Here is a 23,667-nt window from a genome sequence, read left to right as displayed (position 1 = left end):
GCCCGTACAGCAGAGCAGCGGTTGCGGGGCATCGGATCAGCGGTTCTCTTGGGAACAGTCGTGAGACGTGATCAAGATTGGAGCCGACATGACTTCGTCCCTGTCCGAAGCGGTCATCGCGGGTGCGGACGCGGCGGCCCTCGAGTCGCTCCCCCTCCCGGACCAGTTCCCGGCGGCCTGTGTGCGCGCCGCCGACGTCGGCATGTTCGAGGGAGTCGAGGACAAGGACGTACGCAAGTCCCTCAGCGTGGGGGACGTTCCCATGCCGGAACTCGCCCCGGACGAGGCGCTGATCGCCGTGATGGCGAGCGCGATCAACTACAACACGGTCTGGACGGCCATGTTCGAGCCGTTGCCCACTTTCCAGTTCCTCAAGGCGATGGGGAAGGCCGGAGGGTGGGAGGCGCGCCACGACCTCCCGTACCACATCGTGGGTTCCGACGCTTCGGGCGTCATCGTCCGTACGGGATCGTCCGTGCGCAGGTGGAAGGTCGGTGACCACGTCTCGATCTCGCCGGCCTATGTCGACGAGCAGGACCCCGACACGCACCACGACGGCATGCTCGGACTCGGGCAGAAGGCGTGGGGGTTCGAGACGAACTTCGGCGGTCTGGCGCACTACGCCGTCGTGCGGGCGAGCCAGCTGATGCCGAAGCCTCCCGCTCTGACCTGGGAGGAAGCGGCCGTCAACCCGCTGTGCGCGAGTACGGCCTACCGCATGCTGGTCAGCGACCGCGGTGCGCGGATGAAGCAGGGCGACATCGTGCTGGTCTGGGGCGCGACCGGCGGGCTGGGGTCCTACGCCGTCCAGTTGGTGCGCAACGGAGGCGGTATCCCGGTCGGCGTGGTCAATTCCGACGACAAGGCCCGTCTGCTCCGGTCACTGGGATGCGAAGCGGTCATCAACCGCCGGGAGATCCTGGGCGGGGACGACACCCTCCTGCGGCGTCCCGAGGGCTGGAAGCGGATGGGGAAGGCGATCCGCGACGCGGTCGGTGAGGACCCGCACATCGTGTTCGAGCACGTCGGCAGGGAGACCTTCGCGGCCTCCGTGTTCCTGGCCAGACGCGGCGGAACGGTCGTCACCTGCGGATCCAGTACGGGTTACGAACACACCTATGACAACCGGTATCTGTGGATGCGGCTGAAGCGGATCATCGGCAGTCACGGCGCTAACCTTCACGAGCAGTGTGAGGTCAACCGGCTCATCGCCCTGGGCAGCCTGGTTCCCGCCCTGTCGACGACGTATCCGCTGGCGGAGGTGGGCTCGGCCGCACGGGCCGTCCAGACCAACCAGCACATCGGCAAGGTCGGTGTGCTGTGTCTGGCTCCCCGCCCCGGCCTCGGCGTGACCGACCCGGAGGCCCGGGCCCGGGTGGGTGAGGAGCGGTTGCGCCTGTTCCGCGGGTGATCCCCACGGAACAGGCGTGGCTCAGTGGTCGTCGGGGAGCGGCCCGAGGGCCCTGACGAGGTGCCGCGCGATGGTCGCGACATGGGGTGGGTCGATGAGGGACAGGTGGTCGCCCTCGACGGGGACGATCTCGAGGGACTGACACAGGGGCGCCCATCCCAGGTCCGTCTCCTGCCGGAGGTAGCGCGGGTCGAGGGCGGTGGTGAGCCGCTGGGGCTGCTGCGCGCGGTAGAGCACCACGTGGCCGTCGTGGGGACGGGGGACGTACCGTTCGCCGACGCGGGCGTCGACGTACGAGGTCCGCTGGTGCTCCATGACCCCGGGGCTCATGTCGAGGCCGGCGTCGGCGACGAGCCGCATGACCACGTCGATCTGCCGCTCCTCCGGCGTCGCCGCCAGCTCCTCGTAGGGCAGGTCCAGGCGGTGGCCGTACGTCTTCTCGATGTACTCGGCGAAACGGCCGAAACGCTCGAGCAGGAACTCCGGTGATTCCTGCTGCGGCAGTGCGGCGGGCAGGATGGTGTCGATCAGCCCGAGGAAGCCGATGTCCTGTCCCCGGTCGTTCAGTTGGCGGGCCACTTCGTACGCGAGGCAGCCTCCGAAGGACCAGCCGAGCAGGTGGTAGGGCCCTTCCGGCTGGATGTCACGCATGAGCGCGCGGTAGTGGGCTGCCTTGTCCTCCACGGTGTTCAGCTCTTCGACACGTTCCAGCCCGTACACCGGCTGGTCGGCCGGCAGCAGCCCCGTCAGGGGCAGGTAGACCGAGGTCGGGCCGCCGGCCGGGTGGAAGGTGAACAGCGGGGGCCGCGGCGAACCGGGGACGATCGCGCGCAGCGTGGTCAGTGCCGACGGGCCGGTTCGGTTGACCACCGGCCGGATCAGCTCGGCGACGGCCGCGACGGTCCGGTGAGCGAGCACGGCGTCGCCGGTCAGGCTCAGCTCCGTGTCGTCGCCCAGGCGGCGGCGGATGACGTCCACCAGGGCGTCGGCGGCGCGTCGGTCGCCTCCGGCGGCGGTGAAGTCCTCGTGCACGTCTCGGGGCCTGCGCCGCAGGACCTCGGACCAGGCGCTGGCGACCAGCCGCTCGGCCGGGTCCCGGGCACTGAGGGAGCTGGGCAGCGAGGGCTCTGACGGCTGTGGCTGCCGGGCGCTGCCGGGCTCCGCCGGTGCGGGGGCGCCCGCCGGTACCTCGGTGCCGAGGCCGAGTTGTTCCAGCACCGCGCCGCCGAGTTCGCGCAGGCTGGCGCCCCGCAGCAGGCGGGGGCCGGGCAGGTCTACGCCGAAGTCCTGGCGCAGGGCGTTGCGGATCCGCACCGCCATCAGGGAGTCCAGTCCGAGTTCGGTCAGCGCGGTCGTCTCGTCCAGTTCGTGGGCGCTGAACCCCATGATGGCCGCCGTTCTCTTGACCAGGCGCGCGTACACCGTCTCCGGGGCGGAGCCTCCGAGGGCCGCGATGCCGGCGGGGCCCACCCAGTCGTCGGCGCCGAGCGCGCTGTCCTCCAGAACGTCGTCGAAGAAGGGGATGGCTGACAGGCCGGGGAACGCCGCGAGGACACGGCCGGCGTCGAGGTGCACGACGCCGACGTGGGTGCGGTCGAGGGTGACGAGCGCCTGCAGGGCGTCCATGCCCTCGGTCCGGTGGATGGGCTCCAGGACCAGCGCCGGGTTCGCGGCCGCCGCGCCGACGTTCTCCCAGGGGCCCCAGGCGATGGCGGTCGCCGGCCGGCCGGCGGCCCTGCGGTGGTGAGCCATGGCGTCGAGCCAGGCGTTGGCGGCCGCGTACGCGGACTGTCCCGGCGAGCCGATCAGTGCCGCGGCGGAGCTGTAGATCACCCACCAGTCCAGGTCATGGCCGGCTACGGCCGCCTCCAGGTTCCGGGCCCCGACGGTCTTCGGCCGCAGCACATGGTCGAGGTCGGCCGGCTCGAGGTCCGTGATCAGTCGGTCGTGCAGAACACCGGCGCAGTGCGCGACGCCTCGCAGGGTGTGGCCTTCCGCGAGGGCGGCACGGACCAGGCCTGAGGCGACATCAGGTTCCGCGATGTCGCCGCGGACCACGGCGACGGAGACTCCCCGCTCCCGCAGACCGTCCAGGACGGACTGGGCTTCGGGCCCGGGGGCACGACGTCCGTTCACGACGACACGGCCGGCGCCCTGCTCGGCGAGTCGTTCCGCGGTGGCCAGGCCCAGGCCGGTCAGCCCGCCGGTGATGATGTAGGCGCCGTCATGACGGGTGAACGCCACATCGTGGTTGCCCTGAGGGGTGAGATCGGCACGGGCGAGACGGGCGGTGAGCCGTGTGCCGGCCCTCCAGGCGATCTCATCGGCGTCGCCGTCGGCCAGGAGTTCCTGGACGAGGTCACCGACCGCGCCGGGTTGTCTGTCGATGTCCACCAGCGAGGTGCGCAGATGGGGGTGTTCGAGTGCCATGACCCGGACGAGTCCGCGCAGGCAGGCGAGATGCGGTGCCCCGGGCTCCCCCGGCCCTGTGGGCTGTGCCAGCACGGTGGCCATCCACAGGCGTGGCGGTCGCCGGTGCGCTGCGCCGGCGAGGCGGCGGGCCACCCCTGCCGCCGTGCGCAGTGGCCGCATGTCGTCGTCGCGCTCGTACGGGGGGAAGATCAGGACGACGGCGCTCGGGCCGTCGCCGTGCGGGGCCCCCAACCAGGCGTCGAGTACGGCGTCGCAGGCGTCGTCCCGGGCCTGCGTGACGTCGACGCCCCGGGCCTGGAGAGTCGACGCGAGCGAGGCGGTGATGCCCCCCGGGGTGTCCGGTGCGTCGCTCAGGAGGAGGGCACGGTGCAGGTCCAGCGGCAGGGGGACGGTGGACTTCTGCCACTGGATGTCGTAGGCCCACGTCTCCAGGGGCCGGGGCACCTCGTGATGCTCGATGGGGCGCACCTGAACGAACCGGGCGGCCAGCTCGCTCTCGGCACCCTGGGCGGTGACGTGCCACTGGTCGACGTCGGTGTCCGCGGAGCCGGCGGGCGTGCGGCGGATGTCGTATCCGCTGTCGAGGAGGCCCGGCCCCTTGATGTGCAAGGTCTTCACCGCGAACGGAACGGCGTGCGCGGTGGCTGCGGCGGCACTCGGCGGTTGCAGCACGGTGGTCAGCAACTGCGCGTAGAACGGCCCGTGCGGGTGCGGCAGGTCCTTGGGGGTGAGGGACTGGACGAGCTCCGGGGCCGGTTCCGCGGGCCGGTGCTCGCGCGGGGGTTCGGGATCGCGGGTGATGCGCGCCGAGGCGTGGCAGCACCAGGCGGTTCCGGCGCCGCGGGCGTGCAGGGTGACGGCCCCCTGGGTGCCGGAGGCCGGTTCCCACACCACGGTCAGCGGGGTGCTGCTGGAGAGGGCGAGCCACTGGTGGATCCGCAGGTCCTCGATGCCCAGGTGGGTGAGACCCTCCCGGCCCCAGAGCTCCAGGCCGGCTTCGATCACCAGCTCCGCGGCCTCGGCGAGGGTCAGCACCGCCTGGTCGTGGACCACGCTGCCGGGGCGGTGCCGGCGGGTGCCGACGTCTCCTTGCCACAGCACGACGCCGGTACGCGGGTCGTCGGTGCGCACGCCCAGCAGGGGGTGACCTCCGACCGGGGTCGAGGCGGCGGGCCGGGAGAACCAGAACCGTCGGTGACGCCAGGCCGGAGTGGGCAGCGCGGTCCGGGCGCCGGTGGGCCACAGGCCGGTGCTCATGGTGACGCCCGCCAGGTGGAGTCTGGCCAGTGCGGCGTGCACCGCGACGGTGTCGTCCGCGTTCTTGTGCAGGGTGGGGACGACCAGGGCCTGGTCGGCCACCGGGGTGGCGTCGAGCGTCTCGGTGAGCGGGACGATGGCGATGGGATGGGGCGAGATCTCCAGAAACAGGGTGTGGCCGTCTTCGGTGGCCGCGGTCACCGCCTGTTGCAGGCGCACCGGGCGGCGGACGTTGGCGCACCAGTAGCCAGCGTCCGCCGCCGGGACCGCGCGGGGATCTTCCAGGACCGTGCTGTACCAGGGCGTCGTGGGTGCGCTCGGGCGCAGAGCGGCGAGGTCGTCGCGCAGTGGCGGCAGAAGGGGATCGACCGCGGCAGAGTGTCCGGCTCCGCCGACGTCCAGCAGCCGGGCGAGGTGACCCTGCCCGGACAATTCGTCCACCAGGTCGCGCACCGCTTGGGCCGGCCCGGCCACCGTGCAGCGTTGCGGCGAGGAGTGGACGGCGACCTCCACACCGGGGAAGCGGCTGAGGAGGTCCGTCCGGGAGGGTGCGGGCAGCTCGATGGCGGCCATGGCGCCGGCCTGCTCGGCGTCGATGCCGGCGAGGCGTGCCGATCGGCGGGCGATGACGCGAAGTCCGTCGGCGGCGTCGAGAGCACCGGCCACCACGGCGGCCGTGACCTCGCCCATCGAGTGGCCGATGACGGCAGCGGGTTCCACGCCGTAGGCCCGCACGGTCTGCGCCAGGGCCAGCTGGATGCCGAAGAGCAGCGGCTGGGTCCGGTCCACCGTGCGGTCGGAATCGGCCGTGAGCAGGTCGGTCAGTGCGGAGCCGGTCTCCGCGAGGAACACCGGGTCGAGCGCCGACACCTGGGCGGCGAAGCGGGAGTCGCCGGTCAGCAGCTGCCGCCCCATGCCCTTCCACTGAGAGCCGTAGCCGGAGAAGACGAAGACCGGTCGGCGGGCCGCGCCCGACCGGGCCGCTCCCGCGTCGGTGCACGCGGCGACCACGCCCGCAACCGTGTCGCCCCGGGCCAGCGCGGCGAGTTTGGCGGCCGCCTCGGATCGGGTCCGCGCGACGACGGCGGCGCAGGACGGGCCACGTCGATGCGATGCGAGGGTGTGGGCGATATCGCGGAGTGCGGGCGCGTGGTCGGCGGCCACCCACCGCGACAGACTCGCGGCCACGTCGGCGAGCCGGTCCGGGGAACGGGCGGACACCACCAGAGCGCACGGGGGGCCGCCTTCCTCGTCTTCGGTCTCCGAGGTCCGCGCGGGACCCGGAAGGACCGGCGGTGCCTGTTCGAGGACGGCGTGGGCGTTCGTGCCGCCGAACCCGAAGGCGGACACGCCGGCCCGCCCGGGGCGGCTCCCCGGGCCGGGCCAGTCGGTCGGTTCGGTGACCACGCGCAGGCCCAGTTCGCTGAAGTCGATGTGGGGGTTGGGGCTGCGGAAGTGAAGCGTGGCCGGGATGCGGCCGTGATGCAGGGCGAGCGCGGTCTTGATCAGGCCGATGATGCCGGCCGCGCCTTCGAGGTGGCCCAGGTTGCTCTTGACCGATCCGATGAACAGGGGCCGGCCGGGTGGTCTGCCGCGGCCGACGACCGCTCCGAGGGCGGCTGCTTCGATGGGGTCTCCCAGCAGGGTGCCCGTCCCGTGCGCTTCGACGTAGTCGATGTCGGCGGCGTCGGTCCGCGCGTCCCGCAGCGCGTCGCGCAGCAGCTCCTCCTGCGCCGCCGGGTTGGGGGCCATGAGTCCGGCCGACCGGCCGTCCTGGTTCACGGCGGTGCCCCTGACGACGGCGAGGACGCGGTCGCCGTCGCGCCGGGCATCGGCGAGACGCTTGAGCACCACGACGCCGCAGCCCTCACCACGGGTGATTCCGTCGGCCGCGGCGTCGAAGGGTTTGCACCTGCCGTCCGCGGCCAGCGCACCGGCTTGTTCGAACGATGCCGTGACCGCCGGGGACAGGAGCACGTTGACCCCCGCGGCCAGGGCCGTGTCGCACTCCCCGTCGCGCAGACTGCGGCAGGCCAGATGTACGGCCACGAGCGACGACGAGCAGGCCGAGTCGGTGGTGATACTGGGCCCGCGGAAGTCGAGCAGGTAGGACACGCGGTTGGCGACGATGCTGCCGGCCGCTCCGGTACTGGTCCATGGTGTCAGGCGCGCGGGGTCGGAGGTGGTCAGCTGCCCGTACTCGAGGGCGCTGAGGCCGACGAAGACGCCGGTGCGGGTGGACCGGAGGGCGTGGGCGGGGACCCCCGCATGGTCCAGCGCCTCGCAGCTGACTTCGAGCACCAGCCGTTGCTGGGGGTCCATGACCTCGGCCTCGCGGGGCGTGATGCCGAAGAAGTCCGCGTCGAAGCCCTCGATGTCGTCGAGGAAGGCGCCCCACTGTGTGGTGGATTCCATCAGGGCGGTGACGTCGGGCGCCGTGCCGCCGAAGTTCCGCCAGCGTCCCGCGGGCACCTGGCCGACCGCGTCCGTTCCCGCCAGGAGTTGCTCCCAGAGCGCGTCCGGCCCCTGTACGTTCGGGGGCAGGCGGCAGCCGATGCCGATGATGGCGATGTCGCGGTCGTCAGGTCCGGCCGGTCCGGCCGCTTCGCCGGACGGATCGGACTGCTCGTCGGTTTCCGCACTGTCGGTGCTGGCGGCGTCGTCAACGGCCGTGAGAGCGCTGGCCAGTTGACCGATGGTGGGGTGTTCCCACAGCAGCGTGGCGGGCAGTGGCCGGTCCAGTATTCTCTCCAGCTCGCCGGTCAGTCCGACGGCGTCGCGGGAGGTGAGGCCGTACTCCGCCAAGGGGCGGGCGTCGTCGAGCTGGTCCGGTGAGATGCCGCTGAAGTCCGAGACCATCCGCACCAGGGTGTTCCGCAGTGCGGTGACGTCCGGTCCGGAGCGGCCTGCCGTGCCGGGCTTCTGGGGTCCGCCTGGCTGCTTCATGCGGTGACTCCAGCTCTCTGTCCTCGCGGGGCCGGGCTCCAGGCCCCTTGCAGGTAGCGCTCGCGGCATGCTCCGCGGGCGACCTTGCCGCTGGTGGTGTGGGGTACGGTGCCGGGCTCGGCGAGTACGAAGTCGTGGATGGCGATGGCGTGGCCGGCGGACACCGCCGCGCGGACGGCGCGAGCCGCCTCGTCCAGGACGCTCCCTGGGTCCGCGACTTCGCGGGCGTGCTCGGCGACGACGACAAGACGTTCTCCGTCATCGGTGAGTACGGAGAACGCCGCGGTGTGGTGGCGGCGGACGGCCGGGTGGGCGCTCTCGACGGTCTGCTCGATGTCCTGCGGATAGTGATTGGTGCCGTCGATGATCACGAGGTCCTTGATACGACCGGTGATGTAGAGCTGCTCTTCGTGCCGCAGTGCGAGATCACCGGTGCGCATCCAGTGGTGCTCGTGGTCGTCGTGGAGTGTGGCACGGAAGGTGGCCTCGCTCTGTTCCGGGCGCCTCCAGTACCCGCGTCCGACGTTGGGTCCGCGCAGCCAGACCTCGCCGACGTGCCCGTCCTGGAGACGGACGCGGGTGACCGGGTCGACGATGGCGGCCTCCTGCCCGGTGGGCTGCCCGCATCCGACCAGGCGGGTCACGGCCCGTGCTTCGGTGGCCTCGACGACACGCGCGGTGCCGTCCGCCAGCGCATCACGGTCGAAGCAGGTGACGGTCGGTTGCGCCCCGGCCGGTGAGGCGGAGACGAACACGGTCGCCTCGGCCAGTCCGTAGGACGGGCGCATGGCCGTGCGGACCATGCCGACAGGCGCGAAGGCCTCCTGGAACCGTCGCAGTGTCTGCTCGGCGACGGGCTCACTGCCGTTCACCATGGCGGCCACCGACCCCAGCGACAGCTCGCCCCGATCCTCGTCGGTGACGCGGCGCACGCAGTAGTCGTAGGCGAAGTTGGGGGCGGCGGTGACGGCTCCCGGGTACTGGGTGAGCAGACGCAGCCACCTGACGGGCTGTTGCACGAAGGCCAGCGGGTCCATGAGTACCGAGGGGATATGGCCGACGAGGGGCATCGCGATCGCCAGCACCAGCCCCATGTCGTGATACAGCGGAAGCCAGCCGACGGTGCAGTTGCGCCCGCTGCGGATGTCGTACGCCTCCAGGGCCTGGCGTGCGTTGGCACAGACGTTGGCGTGGGTGATCTCTACCCCGGTCGGCACACGGGTGGAACCCGAGGTGTACTGCAGATAGGCAATATCCTCAGGACGCGGATGAAACGTCTCCTCACCCGCGGGTACGCCCCCGGGTGCCGGTTCCGAGAGCAGTTCCTCCTCGGTGACCACACGCAGGCGCAGGCCGTCCTGGTTGGCGCAGAACTTCTCCGCGGCCTGGAGCGAGCCCGGGCTGGTGAGGGCGAGCACCGGGTCGGCGTCGGCGAGTACGGCGGCGAGCTTCTCCGCGTGGCCCGGCAGGGCCGGGGGGAAGAGGGGAACGGCGACCGCCCCGGCGCACGTGGCTGCGAGAAAGCCGACCACGTAGTCCAGGTTCTGCGGTGCCACGACGGCCACGCGCTCGCCGGCCGCCCCGTTGTGGCGCAACGCCGTCGCGAGGGCGTGTACCCGCTTCTCCAGTTGGCGCCAGGTCAGAGTGGAGGGGGTGCCGTCGCGGTCGGTGCTGAAGTCCACGAAAGTGAACGCTGTCTCCTCGGGCGTTCGTGCTGAGGCCTGAGCGAGATGGTGGCTGATGGTGTCACTCACGATTTCCAGCACTGCGTCACCGAACCTTCATTCCGGGCAACAATCCCCACTGAACAGTGGGCGGCGGTGAACAAACAGCTCACCACGAAGATTTGCCGGGCTTTCGGCGACACGCCGAAGCGGCTGCACCGGCCGGACCGGATCACATCAGGGCCTGCCCGATCCCTACAAGTCGTCATCCCGAGCCGACTGCAGGTCTCGCCGTTTCTCGTGACCGTTCTCTCTCGCCGCCGTTCATCACGCGTATCGATAGATCTTGCTGTAATCGTCCACATCGTTCGGTGTGATGTTCCAGGGTGGCATTTCCTCGGTCCGCGCGATGACCCGGCGGTGTTGTGCGTCCCCTCGGCCGAGCGGCTTCGCGGGAAGATAGCGGGAGTTCGGGTAGCGCCGCTGCCAACGGAACCAGAGGAGATCCACGAAGGCGTGGTGCAGCCAGAAGGCGGGGTCATTGACAGACCCGTCGCCCATCATGTGGCCGCCGACCCAGCGGTGGACCCGGTTGTGGGTACGCCATGAAGTGGAGCCCTGCCCGGCCCCCACCCCTCCAGTTTGTTGCGGAACTCCTCGGCCGACCGGGAGCTCCCAGGGTGCCGTGTCGTAGACGGGATCCTTATGACCGCTCGGCTCCCCCGGCCTGCCCAGACGTGCTCCGGGGTCGAGCTCGTCCACCGCGGCGCGCGCGGCGGCGAGCGGCGTGGCGCAGGACTGGTAGTGGTCGACCATGCTCATCCAGCTGCCGTCCGCCCGGCGCATCAAACGCAGCGGCCACTGTCCACGGTGACGTGCCACGCGCTCGAGCCCTCTCTTACGCGGCAGTCGGGGGTTGGTGTTGATGCGGTGGATGCCTTGCTCGGTGGCGGCGGCATCGGCGAGGTGGTCGCCGGCGAGGTGGGCGAGTTCACGCTTCTTGAGCGAGGACCACAGCAGTTCCACCGGGTTCAGCTCGGGAGCGTAGGCGGGTCATCGTTCCAGGGTGAGCCAGTTCTGTTCGGCGACCCAGGCCCGCATCACCCGGCTCCAGTGGGCGGACAGGCCGTCCAGACCAGGACCACTCGCTCGCCGCGGTAGAACACCTTCATCCGCTCCAGGACCTCGATGAGCCCGGCGGTGTCGTAGCTGCCGGGCTTGAGGTGGAAGCACAGGTGGGCCCCGCGATCGGGGTCGGTGGAGTGGTAGCCCAAGGCCCCGGCCATCGACGCACGCTTCCAGTTCAGGCGGTGCCGCAGGAGTGGAGTCCGCCCTCGGGGCGAGTAGGTGCGGCGGATCTGGGGGAGCAGGAAGACGCCTGATTCGTCGGGGAAGACGATCCAGGAACGTGTGTTCACGGCCCCTTCTTGATGCGCGGCCACTCGTGCGCGATCCAGCGGGCGATTTTTCCGACTCGTCCCGCTCGACCGCCCGCCCCTCGGGCCGTTGCAGGCTCCATCCGAGCCGTCCGGTCAGCAGCCGCCACACCGACGCCCTCGACCACACCACCCCCGTTGCCCGGGTGACGACCGCGCCGACTCGTTCCAGGGTTCACAGGTCGGCAGGTCGCCGACCCGCAGGTCGTGAGCGATGACCGTGTTTTCGCCGCCCTGCCTGAACCGCTCGGCCGCCTCCAACCGCCTGCTCGCCGAAGGGCCGCCGTTCGCCGGTCAGCCCGCCCCCTTGCGCCTACCTCATGCGGTCGGCATACCGCAGGGGTCATAAGACGTCAGCCCCTACGACACCACGTTTCGACGGTCAGTAACCGCGCTGCGGATTCCCGGAAATACCGCTTCCTGCAATGCCTCTCCTGCACACCGCATTCCGGAACGGCTCATACCTGCGTCCGCCGTTCCGGAATGCGGATTCACGGAATAGACCGAGCCTGGTCAACTCCACTGCGCAGAACGAAGATCGAGCCCGGAACGAGGACGAACCTGACTCGTTCCTGATCTCCTTCGCCCGTCCTCACCGCCCATCAGGCCCGCGGTGAAGAAGCCTTGCGCACAAGGGCGAGGAAATCGGCCGACGCCACCAGGAAGAGCCGCACATGAACACCTTCACCCGCCGCGTCGCGACCGTGGGTGGACGAAGGTCCGGTCGATCTCGCGGACGCTTCCACCGGACTTGCAATGGCTGCTGCCCACCCGCACGATCCTGTCGAATTTCAATCCTTCCGCCTTGGAGTCCCGGTCGGCGCACTCGGCCGCGCGCGAGTTCCTGGCGGTCCAGGGTCGTCGGCGCCCGGCGCTCGGCATGCGCGCGGTACTCGCTGGTGTCCACGAGCCACACTTCCGGGCCCGGGGAGGGGCGGGGCGTGCCGTCCGGTCCGCCGCCGGGATCAGGGGCAGAGCTCGGTCAGCCGCCGGGGCAGCAGCAGGCGGGGAACGGTCAGGACGGTCATGGCCCTCCTTCAGGCGGCGGCCGGCACGGGCGTTTCGGCGGCCTTCTGCTCGGGCTCCTGGACACGGGCCGGGTGGCGCAGGGCGAGGACGGCGGCCAGCGGGGAGACGAACGTGCTCGTGCCGCACAGCAGCCCACGTGGTCTGCACACCCAGCGCGAGCGACAGGCTGCTGAAGACGGCGATGGGGATCGGGGCGGTGCCGATGCCAGCGAGCGCGAGCGTGGACATCTCGGCGCCCATCCGCCCCTCGGGGGTCGCCTTCTGGTAAAGGGTCACGATGGCCGGGCCGTTGAGGCCGGACAGCAGGCCGACGGCCGCTGCGACCGCGGTGAGTGACACCACCGACGGCATCACCGCCATGACCAGGATGCCCGCGGCCAGTCCGGCGCCGGTGACGACCAGGCGGACGTACATCGGGATGCGGTGTGCCAGCACGGCGCCGAGCGCGCTGGACCCCAGGGCGCCGACGCTGAAGGCGGCCAGGACCACGCCGACGGCACCGACGCCCCAGCCCCGCTGGGACACCAGCAGCGGCAGGGCGACCTCAGCGGGCCAGCTGAAGGCCATGTCCAGGGAGAGGGAGGCGAGGAACATCCAGCGCTGCCGGGGGTGCCGCGCCGGCAGCCGGAAGCCGTCACCGGAGCGCTTGATCAGGCAGGCCCCGGGTTCCGGCTGCCGGCGCGGCGGCACCGGCACGGGCACCTCGGCGGAGTCCCGGCCGGCCCCCGCCCACGCCTGTACCGCGCGCGCCAGGGGGTCCTCCAGGAACGCCGCCTGCCGTAGCCACTGCCGCCGGGCTCACGCCCACCGACGCATCTCACGACGGTGAGATCCGATGAGGGCAGGCGGCGTGGCAGCGGCTCACCGCGGCGGGCACGCCGATAGGGTCCGGTGACGGAGTACAGCGGACAAGAGCCAGTGTCAAAGCAGCGACGCAGCCTGGCACCTCACCGCCCCGGCCTTATGTGGAGCAGCATCCGCCTCGCCGACTGAAGGGTTCTGCAGAATCGTGGGAAGGGCAGACGAGTCCTGATGGGGAACTCAATGTCGTTCATGGGGCGTGACATGGCTGTCGACCTCGGGACCGCCAACACGCTGGTGTACGTCAGGGGTTGTGGGATCGTGCTCAACGAGCCGTCCGTCGTCGCGGTCAACACCGACACCGGTGGCATCCTCGCGGTCGGCACGGGAGCGAAGAAGATGATCGGGCGTACGCCTGGCAACATTGTTGTCGTGCGTCCGCTGGAAGACGGTGTGATCGCTGACTTCGAGATCGCGGGGCGGATGCTCCGCTACTTCATCCTGAAGATCCACAAGCGGCGGTATCTGGCTCGTCCGCGGGTCGTCGTCTGCGTGCCCTCGGGCATCACGGGCGTCGAGCGCCGCGCCGTCATCGAGGCGTCCGTTCAGGCCGGCGCCCGCCAAGTGCACATCATCGAGGAGCCCATGGCCGCGGCCATCGGCTCCGGCCTGCCGGTCCACGAGGCCACGGGCAACATGGTGGTCGACATCGGCGGCGGCACCACGGACGTGGCGGTCATTTCCTGCGGTGGCATCGTCATCGCCCAGTCCATCCGCGTCGCGGGCGACGAGCTGGACAACGCGATCATCCAGCACATCAAGAAGGAGTACTCCCTCCTGCTGAGTGAGCGCACGGCCGAGCAGATCAAGATCACGGTCGGTTCGGCGTACGACCTGGACACCGACGAGCACACCGAAATGCGCGGCCAGGACCTGGTCTCCGGGCAGCCGAAAACCGTCGTCATCTCCGCCACCGAAGTCCGCAAGGCCATCGAGGAGCCGGTCAACGCGATCGTCGACGCCGTCAAGACGACCCTCGACAAGTGCCCGCCGGAGCTGTCCGGCGACATCATGGACCGAGGAATCGTTCTGACCGGCGGCGGAGCGCTGCTGCGCGGCTTGGACGAGCGCTTGCGCCGCGAGACGGGCATGCCGGTCCACATCGCCGAGGATCCGCTGGACAGCGTGGCGCTCGGATCCGGCAAGTGCGTCGAGGAGTTCGAGGCGCTCCGGCAGGTGCTGGACGCCCAGCCCCGCAGATGAGGCGACACTTCGATGCCGCCGTCGGTCTCCCTCGCTCGCCCGCATGGGAGGGACGCGAGCGAGGTATGGAGAACGTAGCCTGCTCTCTTGTGGTACGTCCCTTCAGCGCCTGACCCGGGCGTCCAGGGCTTGGCGGAGCGGTTCGATGTTGGCGTGGTTGATTTCGCCGACCACGGTGATCACCCGGATGCCGTGTCAAATCCGTTCGGTGCAGCTCGGGACCGCAGAGCGGGCGGTAGGACCAGGGGTTTCGCGTACCGACGGTACGGGATGCTGTCCCAGGCCGTGCTCCGCCGGTTCGTCTGACGCCTGGAGGGGAGTGGCCGCCTGGCTGGCCTCGGGGGACGGACTGTGGCCGGTTCGGCGGGGCTGGGGGATGTGCATGCGGATGCGGCCTTTGCCTGCTCTCTTGGCCTCGTACATGGCTTCATCGGCTTGGCGGAGGAGTTCGTCCGGTGTGACGCCCGGGAGGGCTATTGTCATGCCGATGGAGGCCGAGACTCGCGCCTCGTTGCCTGCGATCCGGTACGGCTGCGTCAGGGCGGACAGGATTCGCTCGGCGACGTCTTTGGCACGCGAGGGGTGTGTCCCGGCCTCTCCCTCCAATAGGGCGGCGAACTCGTCACCGCCGAGGCGGGCTACGGTGTCTTCGGCCCGTACGGATGCCTGGAGCCGACGAGCGGCGTGGACCAGGAGTGCGTCGCCGGCCGCGTGTCCGGCCGCGTCGTTGACGGCCTTGAAGCCGTCCAGGTCCACGAAGAGCACTGTGGGCGGGGCGGTGTGAGTGGTCCGTTTCCGCAGGGCGTGCGCGACCCGGTCGGCGAAGAGGGACCGGTTGGGCAGTCCGGTGAGTGCGTCGTGGAAGGCCAGGTGCTCGAGTTGTTCCTGCCGGGCGAGCCGTTCGGTCACATCGCGACTGCTGAAGATCATTCCTTCGGTGTGGTGGCTGACCGTCGATTCGACGTGGCGCCAACGTCCGTCGGCGTGGCGGACCCGGCAGGACACGCGGCGGCCCGGACCGCGGATGCCTGATGCGGCTTCCTGCCGCAGCGCCTCGACTGTCTGCATCAGCGGCGTCAGGTCGTCGGGGTGGCAGTACAGGGGCAGGCAGGTGCCGATCAGGTCTTCGGGCCGGTAACCGAAGACGTGGCGGGCGGCAGTACTGACGTAGCGAAGGCGGCCGTCCGGGCTGACGATGGTGATCACGTCGCGAGTGCCGTCGACCAGGGTGCGGTAGAGCGCTTCCCGGGTGGTGGCTTCGCGGGTGATACGCAGGTGGTCTGCGTGGATGATGCCTTGCCGGATGCCGAGCGCGATGAGCAGTGAGCCTGCCAGGACCATGAGGGCCATGTCGGTGTGGCCGCCGACCATGGTGTGGACTGCCAGGGCCAGGGCGCAGACGGCCACGGGCACGAAAGCGGCCACGACTGCGACGACGGGCATGAGGCGCTGGTCGACGTCCACGACGCTGACGCCTCCGGCCAGCCATGGCGCCACGGCGATGAGGAGCAGGCCAGTGATCGAGCAGGCCGCCGCGCAAGGAATGCCGTACCAGGTGGCCGGGTCCGGCATGAGGATCCGCAGCATGTCGCCTGCAGACAACACGACGAGGGCCAGGACCCCCACCGTTGTGGACGTGCGCTCAGGACGCTTCAGGGAGTAGCGCAGCGCCACCAGGAGTCCGAAGACCAGGATGTCGGTCACCACGCGTGCCAGATCCTGCAAGGAGCCGAACGCATCGCCGCTTTCATCGGCGCGATGCAGCAGCAGCACCCAGCCCAGTGTGAGCAGGGAGCCGGCGATCATCCCCCCGTCCAGGACTCGCCGCAGCCAGATCAGCGTCGCGCCGCGGTCCGCGACTGCGATCACCAATCCGGCGATCGCCACCACCAGACAGAGGACGATTCCGGTGACCGCCAGCAGATGGAGGAGGAAGTGGACACCACCAGTGGGCTCCCCTCGAGAGGAAGGGAACTGACTGACCACGAGGAGGTGAAGGCCACCCGCTGCCACGGAACCCGCAAAGAGCGCGAGGCGAAGACGCACCCGTCCGGCGGCCGTCCGGGCACGCCCAAGGAGCGACAGAGCGGCCAGACCATGTGCAGCCGGCACTCCTACAACGACTGGGATGAACAGCGCCGCTGTCGCGCCCGCGCTCACTGTGGCGGCAAGCACGGACCCCACCGCCAGAGTCTTGCCCGGCCCACATGCTGCCGATGACCAGCCGATACGAACAGCGTGCAACGAGCCCCACCAATCGGCCTTTCCCAGCCTCATACGATCCCCCGACGGTCATCGAGCTCAGAGAAGGGTGAACACACGGTGTTCGGTCTGCTCCAGTCGAGGATGAGGATAGGAGGACCTATCGACGCGCAATCAGCGAGAAGCGGTAAGTTCACCTGAAAAAAGGACGAGCCCTTCGTGTGCTGACCCTCGATCCACCGCGGGAATTCTGAACGCCGGCCTCGGGTGGGGTCCGGCGAGCTCTCATGCGCCGTCCGACCGGGCACAGGGCACAGCGATGGCCGAGCGGCCCTGAATCACCCTCATGGGACTCCGGACCGCCTGTCGCAGCGTGCTTCTTGCGCGGTCAGACCCTGGTGTGCTGGCGGACCCATCGGCGGATGTCCGGGATGCCGAGCGGGACGATGCTCGCTTCGCCGATGAGGGGGCTGTGCTTGGCGGTGACGCCGATCTGCCGCGTGCCGAGTACGACCGGGTCACCGGAGTCACCCTCCAGGTGGTGGCCGTCGTTACCGGCGGCGAAGAGGTAGCTCGGGGAGCCGTCGTCCAGCCGCTGCACGCGCATGGAGGCGACCTTCAGCCTGCGGGAGGGGTGCTGATCGACGTAGCTCGGATAGCCCCAGCCCGATACGGCGACGTTCGAGTCGGTGGAGGGGGTCACCCCGCCAGGGCTGATGGAGTCGATCTTCACCGAGGAGGGACGGCGGGGAGACGCGGAGCAGCGCCAGGTCGTTGGCATCGGCGAGTTCGTACTTCACGGCTCGGCGCCGCTCGCCCTTGCCGAGGGTGCGGTCCCCGGCTCGTATCCAGAGGTGGTTCGCCGATGGGCGGTCGTGGCCTGGGGCAGTTGCTCGCCGAGGGCGAGGCGGCCGCGGAGGGTGCCGGCGACGGTGATTCGGCAGGCCGGCGGCGTGGAGCCGGGGCGGGTGGTGGCCTACCGCAAGGACGCGGCCGGACCTGGGGATCTGTCCGCCGAGTATCAGCGGGTTCTGGGGGAGGTGGCCGAGTCGGGTGGCCCCGGTGCGGTGCAAGCAGATGTGCGAACGCCTCGGCATCGGGACCGAGCCGCGCAAGGTCGGGGCGATGCGCGCGCGGATGAAGCGCCTGGCCGACCGGGACTGGCTGCGTGAGCAGGCCCCGGGACTGTTCACCGGGCCCGGCTGATCCTGCGCCGGTCAGGTCGGCGCCGACGTGTCCGGATCGGGACGTAACGGCGTGGCCCCCGGCGGGTGTTGGCGTGTGTGACGAACGACAACAGCTCGGCCGAGGGCTCACCCTCACTGGTTTACCGAGTCAAACTCCCCCTGTCCAGCAGCGTGGTGACCCACGTCGCGGGCCTGATCCGGGCTCGGCGCACGGCGATCGACTCGCGCTGGCGCAAGCTCAGCCCGGGACGCCAAGCCCTGCTGGTCCTCGCCTTCCTGCGCCATGACCGGCGTTCCGACCTGGCCGGCGGCAACGACATCTCGGGGGCCACCCTGCGGCGCTGGGTGCTCGAGGTGATCGGCCTGCTGACCGTGCAGGCCTCGCGGCTGGACCGCGCCCTGAAGAAGATCGCCGCGAAGGGCGGCGTCGTGGTGCTGCTGGACGGCACCCTGGTGCGCACCCGACGCCGGACGGGGCAGGAGGCCCGCCCCAACTACAGCGGGAAACGTAAAGACTCACGGCCTGCTCTTCCTCGCCCTGACCGATGAGAAGGGCAACCTGATCTGGATCTCGTCGGCCGCTCCGGGACGCTCGAGCGAGATCAGCACCGCCCGCCGCAACAAGATCTGCGCGCAGCTGCGCAAGGCGGGCCTGGGCGCGATCGCCGATCTCGGCTTCGTCGGCCTGGACTCGGGCGCAGCAGGTGCCTGTGGCGGAACGCGCCAACCTCACCCGCGCGCGGCTCGGCTCGGCTCGGCTCGGCTCGCAGACGATCGACGGCCCATCGCGGCACTTCGCGCGGAGCGCTCAGTGCTGGATCGCCACCTTGGCGGCGACGATCAGCAGGCCGAGCGCCAGGTTGACCGCACCGGCCGCCACCACCGCACGACGGGACGCGCCCGCCCTGCGGATCCCGGCGCCGGCCCACGCGACCTGCTGAACGACGGCGACACCGAGCGCCAGCCAGGCCGCGCCCTCGAGCCCCAGACCGAGCAGCGGACTGATCGCGACAGCGGTGGCCGGGGCTACGGCCGCCTGCACGATGGGCCACTCCTGAGCACACACACGGCCCACCGCGGACCACCTCAGCGGCCGGTGCGGGAGCAGTTCGCCGACGAGGGTGGAGTAGGCGTGCGCGGCCCAGAACACGACTCCGGTGCACAGCAGGAGCAGCACCAGCTCGAGGCGCGCGTAAGGGCCCGGTGTGCTCGCCCCTGCGACAACGGAGGCGGCCAGCAGCGAGCCGTAGACCGCACCGGTGTAGGAGGGCCGGACCGTGCCGGGCGACGGCCCGGCGTCCGGTTCGTTCAGGGTAGTCCGCCGTGTCATGTTTCTATGATCACCACAGGGGCGACATCACCGCCCGCGCAATGTGGGTGAGGGATCACGCCGGCCGCTCGAGATGCCGGATCGCCGATGCGGTGCGAGCCTCGGGGCAGGGTCCGAGACCGTGCAGGGGTGCCGACCGGACCATGCGACGGCCGCACCGAAGGAGCGTCTGTCCCCGGGCGTGAAGCCCGTCCAGGCACCGTCTCCGGCCCCTCGGCCACGCGTGCGACGAAGGGGCCCGTGACGCTCGGCGGGGGGTTTGTCGCTGTGTACGAACCGCCCCGTGTCAGGTGGAGGTCGCGTTCGACCAGTGCACCGTCGATCTCCAGGCACCGGAACTCGACCCGGCCCTGAGGGACATAGCCGGGGTAGAGCCCCGATGCCCTGCTGGGCAGTGAGCGGCGCGGGCCGCCTGGGCAGCCGGCGGTTCCGAGGTCGCGCAGACCTCGGAGCCGGCCACGCGGCTGGGGTGAACCGCACAGATGGTGGCACGGCCCGCCCCGAGGGCTCAGCCCGCCGCGCGCCACCACGCGGGAGACACGCTGAGGCTCCAGACCTCGCCCGCGTGCCCTTGGGCGTGTTCGTCCGCGCGGACGAAGATCCCACGCCGGACTCGAGCACCCGGTAGCGGCGCATGTCCCCGGACGTACCGTCCTCGTCCGGGTCGGGTTCGACCGGGCAGCCGAGACCGGTGATCGCGGTGGCCAGGTCCTCGAAGCGCGTCGAGGGAGCGAAGGTCCCGTAGCCGCCGCGCAGGGCCGCCGGGACGGATGACTCGGTGTCCCACCGCAGACCGTGCACCTGCACGTTCACTCCGATACAGGGCCAGGCGCCGTCCTCCTCCTGGAACGACAGCTCCACCAGCCCGTAGTCCCGGCGCAACAGGCTGCCGTCCTCGGTGTCGAGGCAGTCGGCGCCCAGCGTGGCTTCCCCTTCGGCGGGCTGCGCGCCGATCCCCGCTCCCAACACGTCGCCGCGGGTCGCGACGTGGGCGTAGAAGTCCAAGTCGGACATCTACATCCTCTCCATCGCTTCTATCAAGGCCTGCAGTTCGGCCGTCCGGTCGTTGCTGAAGCGCCACTGCGGGTTGCGGCCTTCCTTCATGGCCTTGGCGCTGGACTCGAAGACCTCCTTGGCGGCCTTCGTCATCCTGATCATGTCAGCGCGCACCTTGGGGTCGGACTTGATCGTCCCCACGACGGCGTCGACCTGTTTCTGCATTGCGGTGCCTGTCCGCAACCGGATCGCCCCTCGCCACGGATGTGGCCCTGGCCATCCGGGCGCGGTGCCACTTCCATGCCGTCCTTCATGTTGACGTGAGCGCCCTTGGTAACCCAGTCCTGGTCGACCTGGCCCACGTGGTCGATCTCGAGGCTGCACTTGTTCTTCTTGGCATTGTGGACCAGGACGGGCGTGCTTCCGACGAGCACGTAATACGTGTGCGCGCCGGCGACGGTGAGGTTGTGGACCGTCTGTTCGACGGTACGGGCTGCGACCGCGGTGACCTCCAGGTCCGCGCCCGTGCTGGCGCGCAGCCCCGTTCCCGCGGTGAGGTCGACGGCATCCGTCCACACTCCCGGGCCCGGCGTCCAGAACGGGTGACGGTCCGTCGCCGTGATCGTGTCCGTGCGCTCTCCCGCCACGCCGTCGGTGTCGACGACGAGCGCGATCAGGCGCTTTTTCCCTGATCCCGTGATCAGGTCGGTCACCGGCTCGGCCCGGGTGGAGCCGGTTGCGGGATCGGTGGCCAGCACCTCGTCGCCCTCGCGCACGCGCTCGATCGGCCTGCTGCCCCCGTCGCCCATGAGGACCAGGGTCCCGGCCGGGAAGCTGTTGTCGGTGACACTTCCGGCTGCTGTCAGCCCGCCCCGGGAGCGGCCCGGTTCGGCGGTCCGCAGCCGGGCCCTGCGGCGTCGGCGCACGGCACGGCGCCGTGCCCGCTTGGGATCCTCCCCGTCCTCGGGCGCCTCGCCTACGAGGTCACCACGACTACGGAACAGACCCGTGGGGGTGTGTCCAGGGCCGTTCATCTGGGTTCATGGGCGGCTTGACTTAGCATGCGCCGACCGTTGCGACGATTCGCACAAGCTCATAGGCGGTCCGGAACCATCTCCGGCCGGCTGCCGCAGGACACGTGGAGTCCCGCTCCAGCCGGCCGGAGACAAAGTGCGTACGCGACTCTCTTAGTAAGCGCTGCTGGCCCAGTCGGCGAACTTCTTGAACGCCGCCCGGGTGCCGGGCCCGGCGATTCCGTCGATCGGGCCGTCGTAGCCGTAGGACGACTGGCTCAGCTTGCGCTGCAGTGCCTTGATCGTGTTGCTCCCGGGAATGCCGTCGATCGATCCGCCGTAGCCGTGACTCGCCTTGAGGTGCCGCTGGAACGCCTTCCAACTATTGGTGCCGAGCTGCCCGTCGATGGAGTCGTTGTAGTCCCAGCGCGCCGCCAGCCAGCGCTGGATCCCCTTCGCCTGGCTGGAGCTGAGGCCGAAGTTGTACACCGCGAGCGTGCTGACCTCTCCGGTCACCGCCGTCTGCTTCACGGTCGTGTCCGCTGCCGCGGAGCTGACGGTCGCGCCCGCGAGACTCCCAGCGGCGATACCTGCTGCAGCGACGATGCTGACGGCCGTCCTCTTCAGGGTGTTCGGTCGCATGTGTCCCCCTCTATGTCACGGAGCGGCTTCTGGTTTGGCTCTGCCGGTACCGCTCCAGGAAGTCCGGCCAGGTCACGCTGACATGACAGTGCTGTCACCGGAACCTGGAAAGTTATAGGGCACCTCATCTGGGCGGCTGTCGGGGAGGGTTGAGCGACGGCGTCGGCCGCGTGGGTCTGCAGGCCTCACCCGCGACAGCGGCGAACTCGCTCCACAGCCGCGGTGTCGAGTGAGCAGCAAGCCCTTGGACGTCTGCGTCCGGGACATCGGGAAGCGTGTCCCTGGTACGTACCGCCTGCCACATGGGTTCCCTGCGGTTGCGGATGAGGACCAGAGCGCCGAGGTAGAAGGCCACCAGAACCACGGAGGCCGGATGCAGGCTCAGGAAGGTCACGGACGGGCTGAACGTTGCCATGAGGGCGATGCCCAGCAGCGCGATGAGCAGGCAGCCGAACAGCATGTTGGAGATCGAGGCGGCGGCGTGTTCGAGGTTGACTTTTCGCAGGAAAGCGTCAGCGACGACGAGTGCCACCGTCTGTGCCGCAATACCTCCTACGGCGTTGCTGTAGGCAAGGCGCGGCTGGTCCGCGGCGGCGCTCACGGCGGTCATCACAATGCCCGAGAGAGACGTCACCAGGCCGAACAGCACCGCGCCGAAGAGGGCCTCGCCCCAGCCGGTGCTGTCGGCGAGGGTGTCACCCAGCCCTGCGAGCCGGATGCTGCACACCACGGTCACGGCCGTGGCCACAAGGAAGACTCCCACGCTCCATGTCAACGGCCACAGGTCGGTCAGCAGGGTGAGCATGGCAGCCCTTCGTCGTTGCGGTCGCGGAAGGTGTGAGCGTTCTCTTACCGGGTGGCTCTCGCTTCACACTGGCGTACCCAGGGTTGCCGCTCGCCGCAGCGAACGGTCGGCCGCCCAGGCCCAGGGGACCGCTGACCGGCCCGCCGGAGGTAGCGAGCCATTGTGCGAAGTTGGGTGTGCGAGGGCCGCCCGGGAACTACCGGGCGGCCCGAAAGAGATGCTGGTGCGCCGTGGTCAGCGGCCTTTGAGGCGTTCGACGGCGGCGACGCCGCCCGCGGCGAGCGCGATCTGGATGGCCAGTTCGATCCAGTCGATGCCGCCGGTGTCGGCTACGCCCAAGCCAGCGGCGATGGCGGTGCCGATCAGGGCGGCGACAATACCGACGGCGATGGTCCACAAGATGCCGGTGTGCTGGCGGCCGGGCAGGGCAAGCCGGCCCAGCACGCCGATGATGGCGCCGATGACGATAGCGGTGATGATGCCGGAGATCTCCATGCCGTCCCTTTCTCGAAGTCTTTCGCTGCTCTGGTGCCCGCCCGCCGCGTGCTCACGCACCGCGCGCGTGGCCGGCGCGGTGTACGGCTACAGGTCGAATTCGCGGGGCGGTAGGTCGAGGGTGAAGCACGCCTCGCGGGCTACGGCCTGTTCGGTCTTGTCGAAGTCGCCGTCGGCGCCGCCGATGACGATGCCGATCTGGATGACGGCGCGGGCCTCGGCGGGCTTCTTCTCGGCCTTGGCGATCTCTTGAAGGACTCTGACCTTGCCGAAGGCGAAGTCGGCCGTCAGCCTGGCCAGGTTCTCCTCGAAGCGTCGGCGCAGGTCGTCGGCGTCGAAGTTCTGCAGCACCTCGTTGGTGGCGATCAGCTGCGCCACGCGTTGGCGTTCGGCGGGATCGATGGTGCCGTCGGCGGCGGCCACAAGGGCGCACATCCCCATGGAGGCGTCGCGGAAGGCGCCGGATGTGGGTCGTTCTTCTTCGCCATCAGCTGGGTCTGCATCGTTGATGCGGGTTCCCGGAAGCGGTCCCACAGGGCCACGGTCAGCTCCTTCGTTGTGCGGTGTCCGGGCCGGGGGCAGCTCGGCCCGGACCGTGCGTGGTGTAGGCGTGGTGAGTGGTGGGGTCAGCCTTCGTCGTCCTCGTCGGCGCCTTCGAAGAAGGTGTCGCAGCTCAACATCCTCCTCGCCACCCTGCTGATGCTCTACATCCTGGTCGTGGGAGAGCCGTTCCGGCTGCTCAACGCCGTGGTCCAGA

At 70.1% G+C, this 23,667-nt stretch carries 15 protein-coding genes and 5 pseudogenes; 4 read left to right on the top strand and 16 right to left on the bottom strand.

Annotated features, from left to right (window positions below; all coding sequences use genetic code 11):
• Positions 1-88: 88 nt before the first annotated feature.
• Positions 89-1,411, top strand: coding sequence for a crotonyl-CoA carboxylase/reductase (ccrA, locus tag ABTX62_RS33280; protein ID WP_352119662.1), 1,323 nt, complete (start codon positions 89-91; stop codon positions 1,409-1,411).
• Between the two features lie 21 nt (positions 1,412-1,432).
• Here ccrA and ABTX62_RS33275 read toward each other — a convergent pair whose 3' ends face one another.
• The 7 genes and pseudogenes from ABTX62_RS33275 to ABTX62_RS33250 all read right to left on the bottom strand — a co-directional run bounded on the left by ABTX62_RS33275 (position 1,433) and on the right by ABTX62_RS33250 (position 12,872).
• Positions 1,433-8,047, bottom strand: coding sequence for an SDR family NAD(P)-dependent oxidoreductase (locus ABTX62_RS33275; protein WP_352119661.1), 6,615 nt, complete (start codon positions 8,045-8,047; stop codon positions 1,433-1,435).
• Positions 8,044-9,801: a fatty acyl-AMP ligase gene (locus ABTX62_RS33270; RefSeq protein ID WP_352119660.1), complete on the bottom strand. Its 1,758-nt coding sequence runs from the start codon at positions 9,799-9,801 to the stop codon at positions 8,044-8,046. The genes ABTX62_RS33275 and ABTX62_RS33270 overlap by 4 nt, the downstream gene beginning before the upstream one ends.
• A 237-nt stretch (positions 9,802-10,038) precedes the next feature.
• Positions 10,039-10,416, bottom strand: a pseudogene (locus ABTX62_RS38035) (tyrosinase family protein); the annotation flags it as partial.
• Between the two features lie 42 nt (positions 10,417-10,458).
• A pseudogene (locus ABTX62_RS38030) lies at positions 10,459-10,557 on the bottom strand (tyrosinase family oxidase copper chaperone); the annotation flags it as partial.
• A 254-nt stretch (positions 10,558-10,811) separates the two neighbouring features.
• On the bottom strand, positions 10,812-11,129 hold the full coding sequence (locus ABTX62_RS33260; protein ID WP_352119658.1) for a hypothetical protein: 318 nt from the start codon (positions 11,127-11,129) through the stop codon (positions 10,812-10,814).
• A gap of 64 nt (positions 11,130-11,193) precedes the next feature.
• Positions 11,194-11,319 (bottom strand): annotated as a pseudogene (locus ABTX62_RS33255) (winged helix-turn-helix domain-containing protein); the annotation flags it as partial.
• A gap of 512 nt (positions 11,320-11,831) precedes the next feature.
• Entirely contained in the window at positions 11,832-12,872 is a 1,041-nt protein-coding gene (locus ABTX62_RS33250; RefSeq protein WP_352119657.1) for an MFS transporter, read from the bottom strand.
• Between the two features lie 348 nt (positions 12,873-13,220).
• Between ABTX62_RS33250 and ABTX62_RS33245 the strand changes: the two genes are divergently transcribed.
• On the top strand, positions 13,221-14,240 hold the full coding sequence (locus ABTX62_RS33245; RefSeq protein WP_352119671.1) for a rod shape-determining protein: 1,020 nt from the start codon (positions 13,221-13,223) through the stop codon (positions 14,238-14,240).
• A 195-nt stretch (positions 14,241-14,435) separates the two neighbouring features.
• Here the strand turns inward: ABTX62_RS33245 and ABTX62_RS33240 are convergent, their stop codons facing one another.
• The gene (locus ABTX62_RS33240) at positions 14,436-16,517 is read right to left on the bottom strand and encodes a diguanylate cyclase domain-containing protein (protein ID WP_352119656.1); all 2,082 of its coding nucleotides are present in this window, start codon (positions 16,515-16,517) and stop codon (positions 14,436-14,438) included.
• A 313-nt stretch (positions 16,518-16,830) separates the two neighbouring features.
• A complete protein-coding gene (locus tag ABTX62_RS33235; protein WP_352119655.1) occupies positions 16,831-17,223 on the bottom strand; it encodes a hypothetical protein in 393 nt (130 codons plus the stop codon).
• A gap of 272 nt (positions 17,224-17,495) precedes the next feature.
• Here ABTX62_RS33235 and ABTX62_RS33230 point away from each other — a divergent pair, with 272 nt between their 5' ends.
• Together ABTX62_RS33230 and ABTX62_RS33225 are read left to right on the top strand one after the other, a co-directional pair.
• The gene (locus tag ABTX62_RS33230; RefSeq protein ID WP_352119654.1) at positions 17,496-17,648 is read left to right on the top strand and encodes a hypothetical protein; all 153 of its coding nucleotides are present in this window, start codon (positions 17,496-17,498) and stop codon (positions 17,646-17,648) included.
• A gap of 77 nt (positions 17,649-17,725) precedes the next feature.
• A complete protein-coding gene (locus ABTX62_RS33225; RefSeq protein ID WP_352119653.1) occupies positions 17,726-18,178 on the top strand; it encodes a helix-turn-helix domain-containing protein in 453 nt (150 codons plus the stop codon).
• A gap of 259 nt (positions 18,179-18,437) precedes the next feature.
• Here ABTX62_RS33225 and ABTX62_RS33220 read toward each other — a convergent pair whose 3' ends face one another.
• From ABTX62_RS33220 to ABTX62_RS33190, 7 genes and pseudogenes are all read right to left on the bottom strand, one after another.
• On the bottom strand, positions 18,438-18,959 hold the full coding sequence (locus ABTX62_RS33220; RefSeq protein ID WP_352119652.1) for a hypothetical protein: 522 nt from the start codon (positions 18,957-18,959) through the stop codon (positions 18,438-18,440).
• 1,014 nt (positions 18,960-19,973) lie between these two features.
• Positions 19,974-20,117, bottom strand: coding sequence for a hypothetical protein (locus ABTX62_RS33215; RefSeq protein WP_352119651.1), 144 nt, complete (start codon positions 20,115-20,117; stop codon positions 19,974-19,976).
• A complete protein-coding gene (locus ABTX62_RS33210) occupies positions 20,114-20,764 on the bottom strand; it encodes a polymorphic toxin-type HINT domain-containing protein (protein WP_352119650.1) in 651 nt (216 codons plus the stop codon). The genes ABTX62_RS33215 and ABTX62_RS33210 overlap by 4 nt, the downstream gene beginning before the upstream one ends.
• Positions 20,765-21,142: 378 nt before the next feature.
• Positions 21,143-21,610, bottom strand: coding sequence for a peptidoglycan-binding domain-containing protein (locus ABTX62_RS33205; RefSeq protein ID WP_283974922.1), 468 nt, complete (start codon positions 21,608-21,610; stop codon positions 21,143-21,145).
• Between the two features lie 187 nt (positions 21,611-21,797).
• A pseudogene (locus tag ABTX62_RS33200) lies at positions 21,798-22,415 on the bottom strand (calcium:cation antiporter family protein); the annotation flags it as partial.
• 234 nt (positions 22,416-22,649) lie between these two features.
• The gene (locus ABTX62_RS33195; RefSeq protein WP_352119649.1) at positions 22,650-22,910 is read right to left on the bottom strand and encodes a GlsB/YeaQ/YmgE family stress response membrane protein; all 261 of its coding nucleotides are present in this window, start codon (positions 22,908-22,910) and stop codon (positions 22,650-22,652) included.
• Positions 22,911-22,997: 87 nt separating this feature from the next.
• A pseudogene (locus ABTX62_RS33190) lies at positions 22,998-23,452 on the bottom strand (tellurite resistance TerB family protein).
• Between the last annotated feature and the right edge of the window lie 215 nt (positions 23,453-23,667).

The sequence above is a fragment of the Streptomyces sp. NPDC096046 genome, from assembly GCF_040303285.1.
Lineage (GTDB): Bacteria > Actinomycetota > Actinomycetes > Streptomycetales > Streptomycetaceae > Streptomyces.
Note: the sequence above shows the minus strand (reverse complement) of the source record. Positions and strands in the feature narration are given on the sequence as shown.

Coding starts and splice junctions, on each gene's coding strand:
- ccrA (WP_352119662.1), top strand. CDS start 89: ATGACTTCGTCCCTGTCCGAAGCGGTCATCGCGGGTGCGGACGCGGCG.
- ABTX62_RS33275 (WP_352119661.1), bottom strand. CDS start 8,047: ATGAAGCAGCCAGGCGGACCCCAGAAGCCCGGCACGGCAGGCCGCTCC.
- ABTX62_RS33245 (WP_352119671.1), top strand. CDS start 13,221: ATGTCGTTCATGGGGCGTGACATGGCTGTCGACCTCGGGACCGCCAAC.
- ABTX62_RS33240 (WP_352119656.1), bottom strand. CDS start 16,517: ATGAGGCTGGGAAAGGCCGATTGGTGGGGCTCGTTGCACGCTGTTCGT.
- ABTX62_RS33235 (WP_352119655.1), bottom strand. CDS start 17,223: ATGCCAACGACCTGGCGCTGCTCCGCGTCTCCCCGCCGTCCCTCCTCG.
- ABTX62_RS33220 (WP_352119652.1), bottom strand. CDS start 18,959: ATGACACGGCGGACTACCCTGAACGAACCGGACGCCGGGCCGTCGCCC.
- ABTX62_RS33215 (WP_352119651.1), bottom strand. CDS start 20,117: ATGATCAGGATGACGAAGGCCGCCAAGGAGGTCTTCGAGTCCAGCGCC.
- ABTX62_RS33210 (WP_352119650.1), bottom strand. CDS start 20,764: ATGGGCGACGGGGGCAGCAGGCCGATCGAGCGCGTGCGCGAGGGCGAC.
- ABTX62_RS33205 (WP_283974922.1), bottom strand. CDS start 21,610: ATGCGACCGAACACCCTGAAGAGGACGGCCGTCAGCATCGTCGCTGCA.
- ABTX62_RS33195 (WP_352119649.1), bottom strand. CDS start 22,910: ATGGAGATCTCCGGCATCATCACCGCTATCGTCATCGGCGCCATCATC.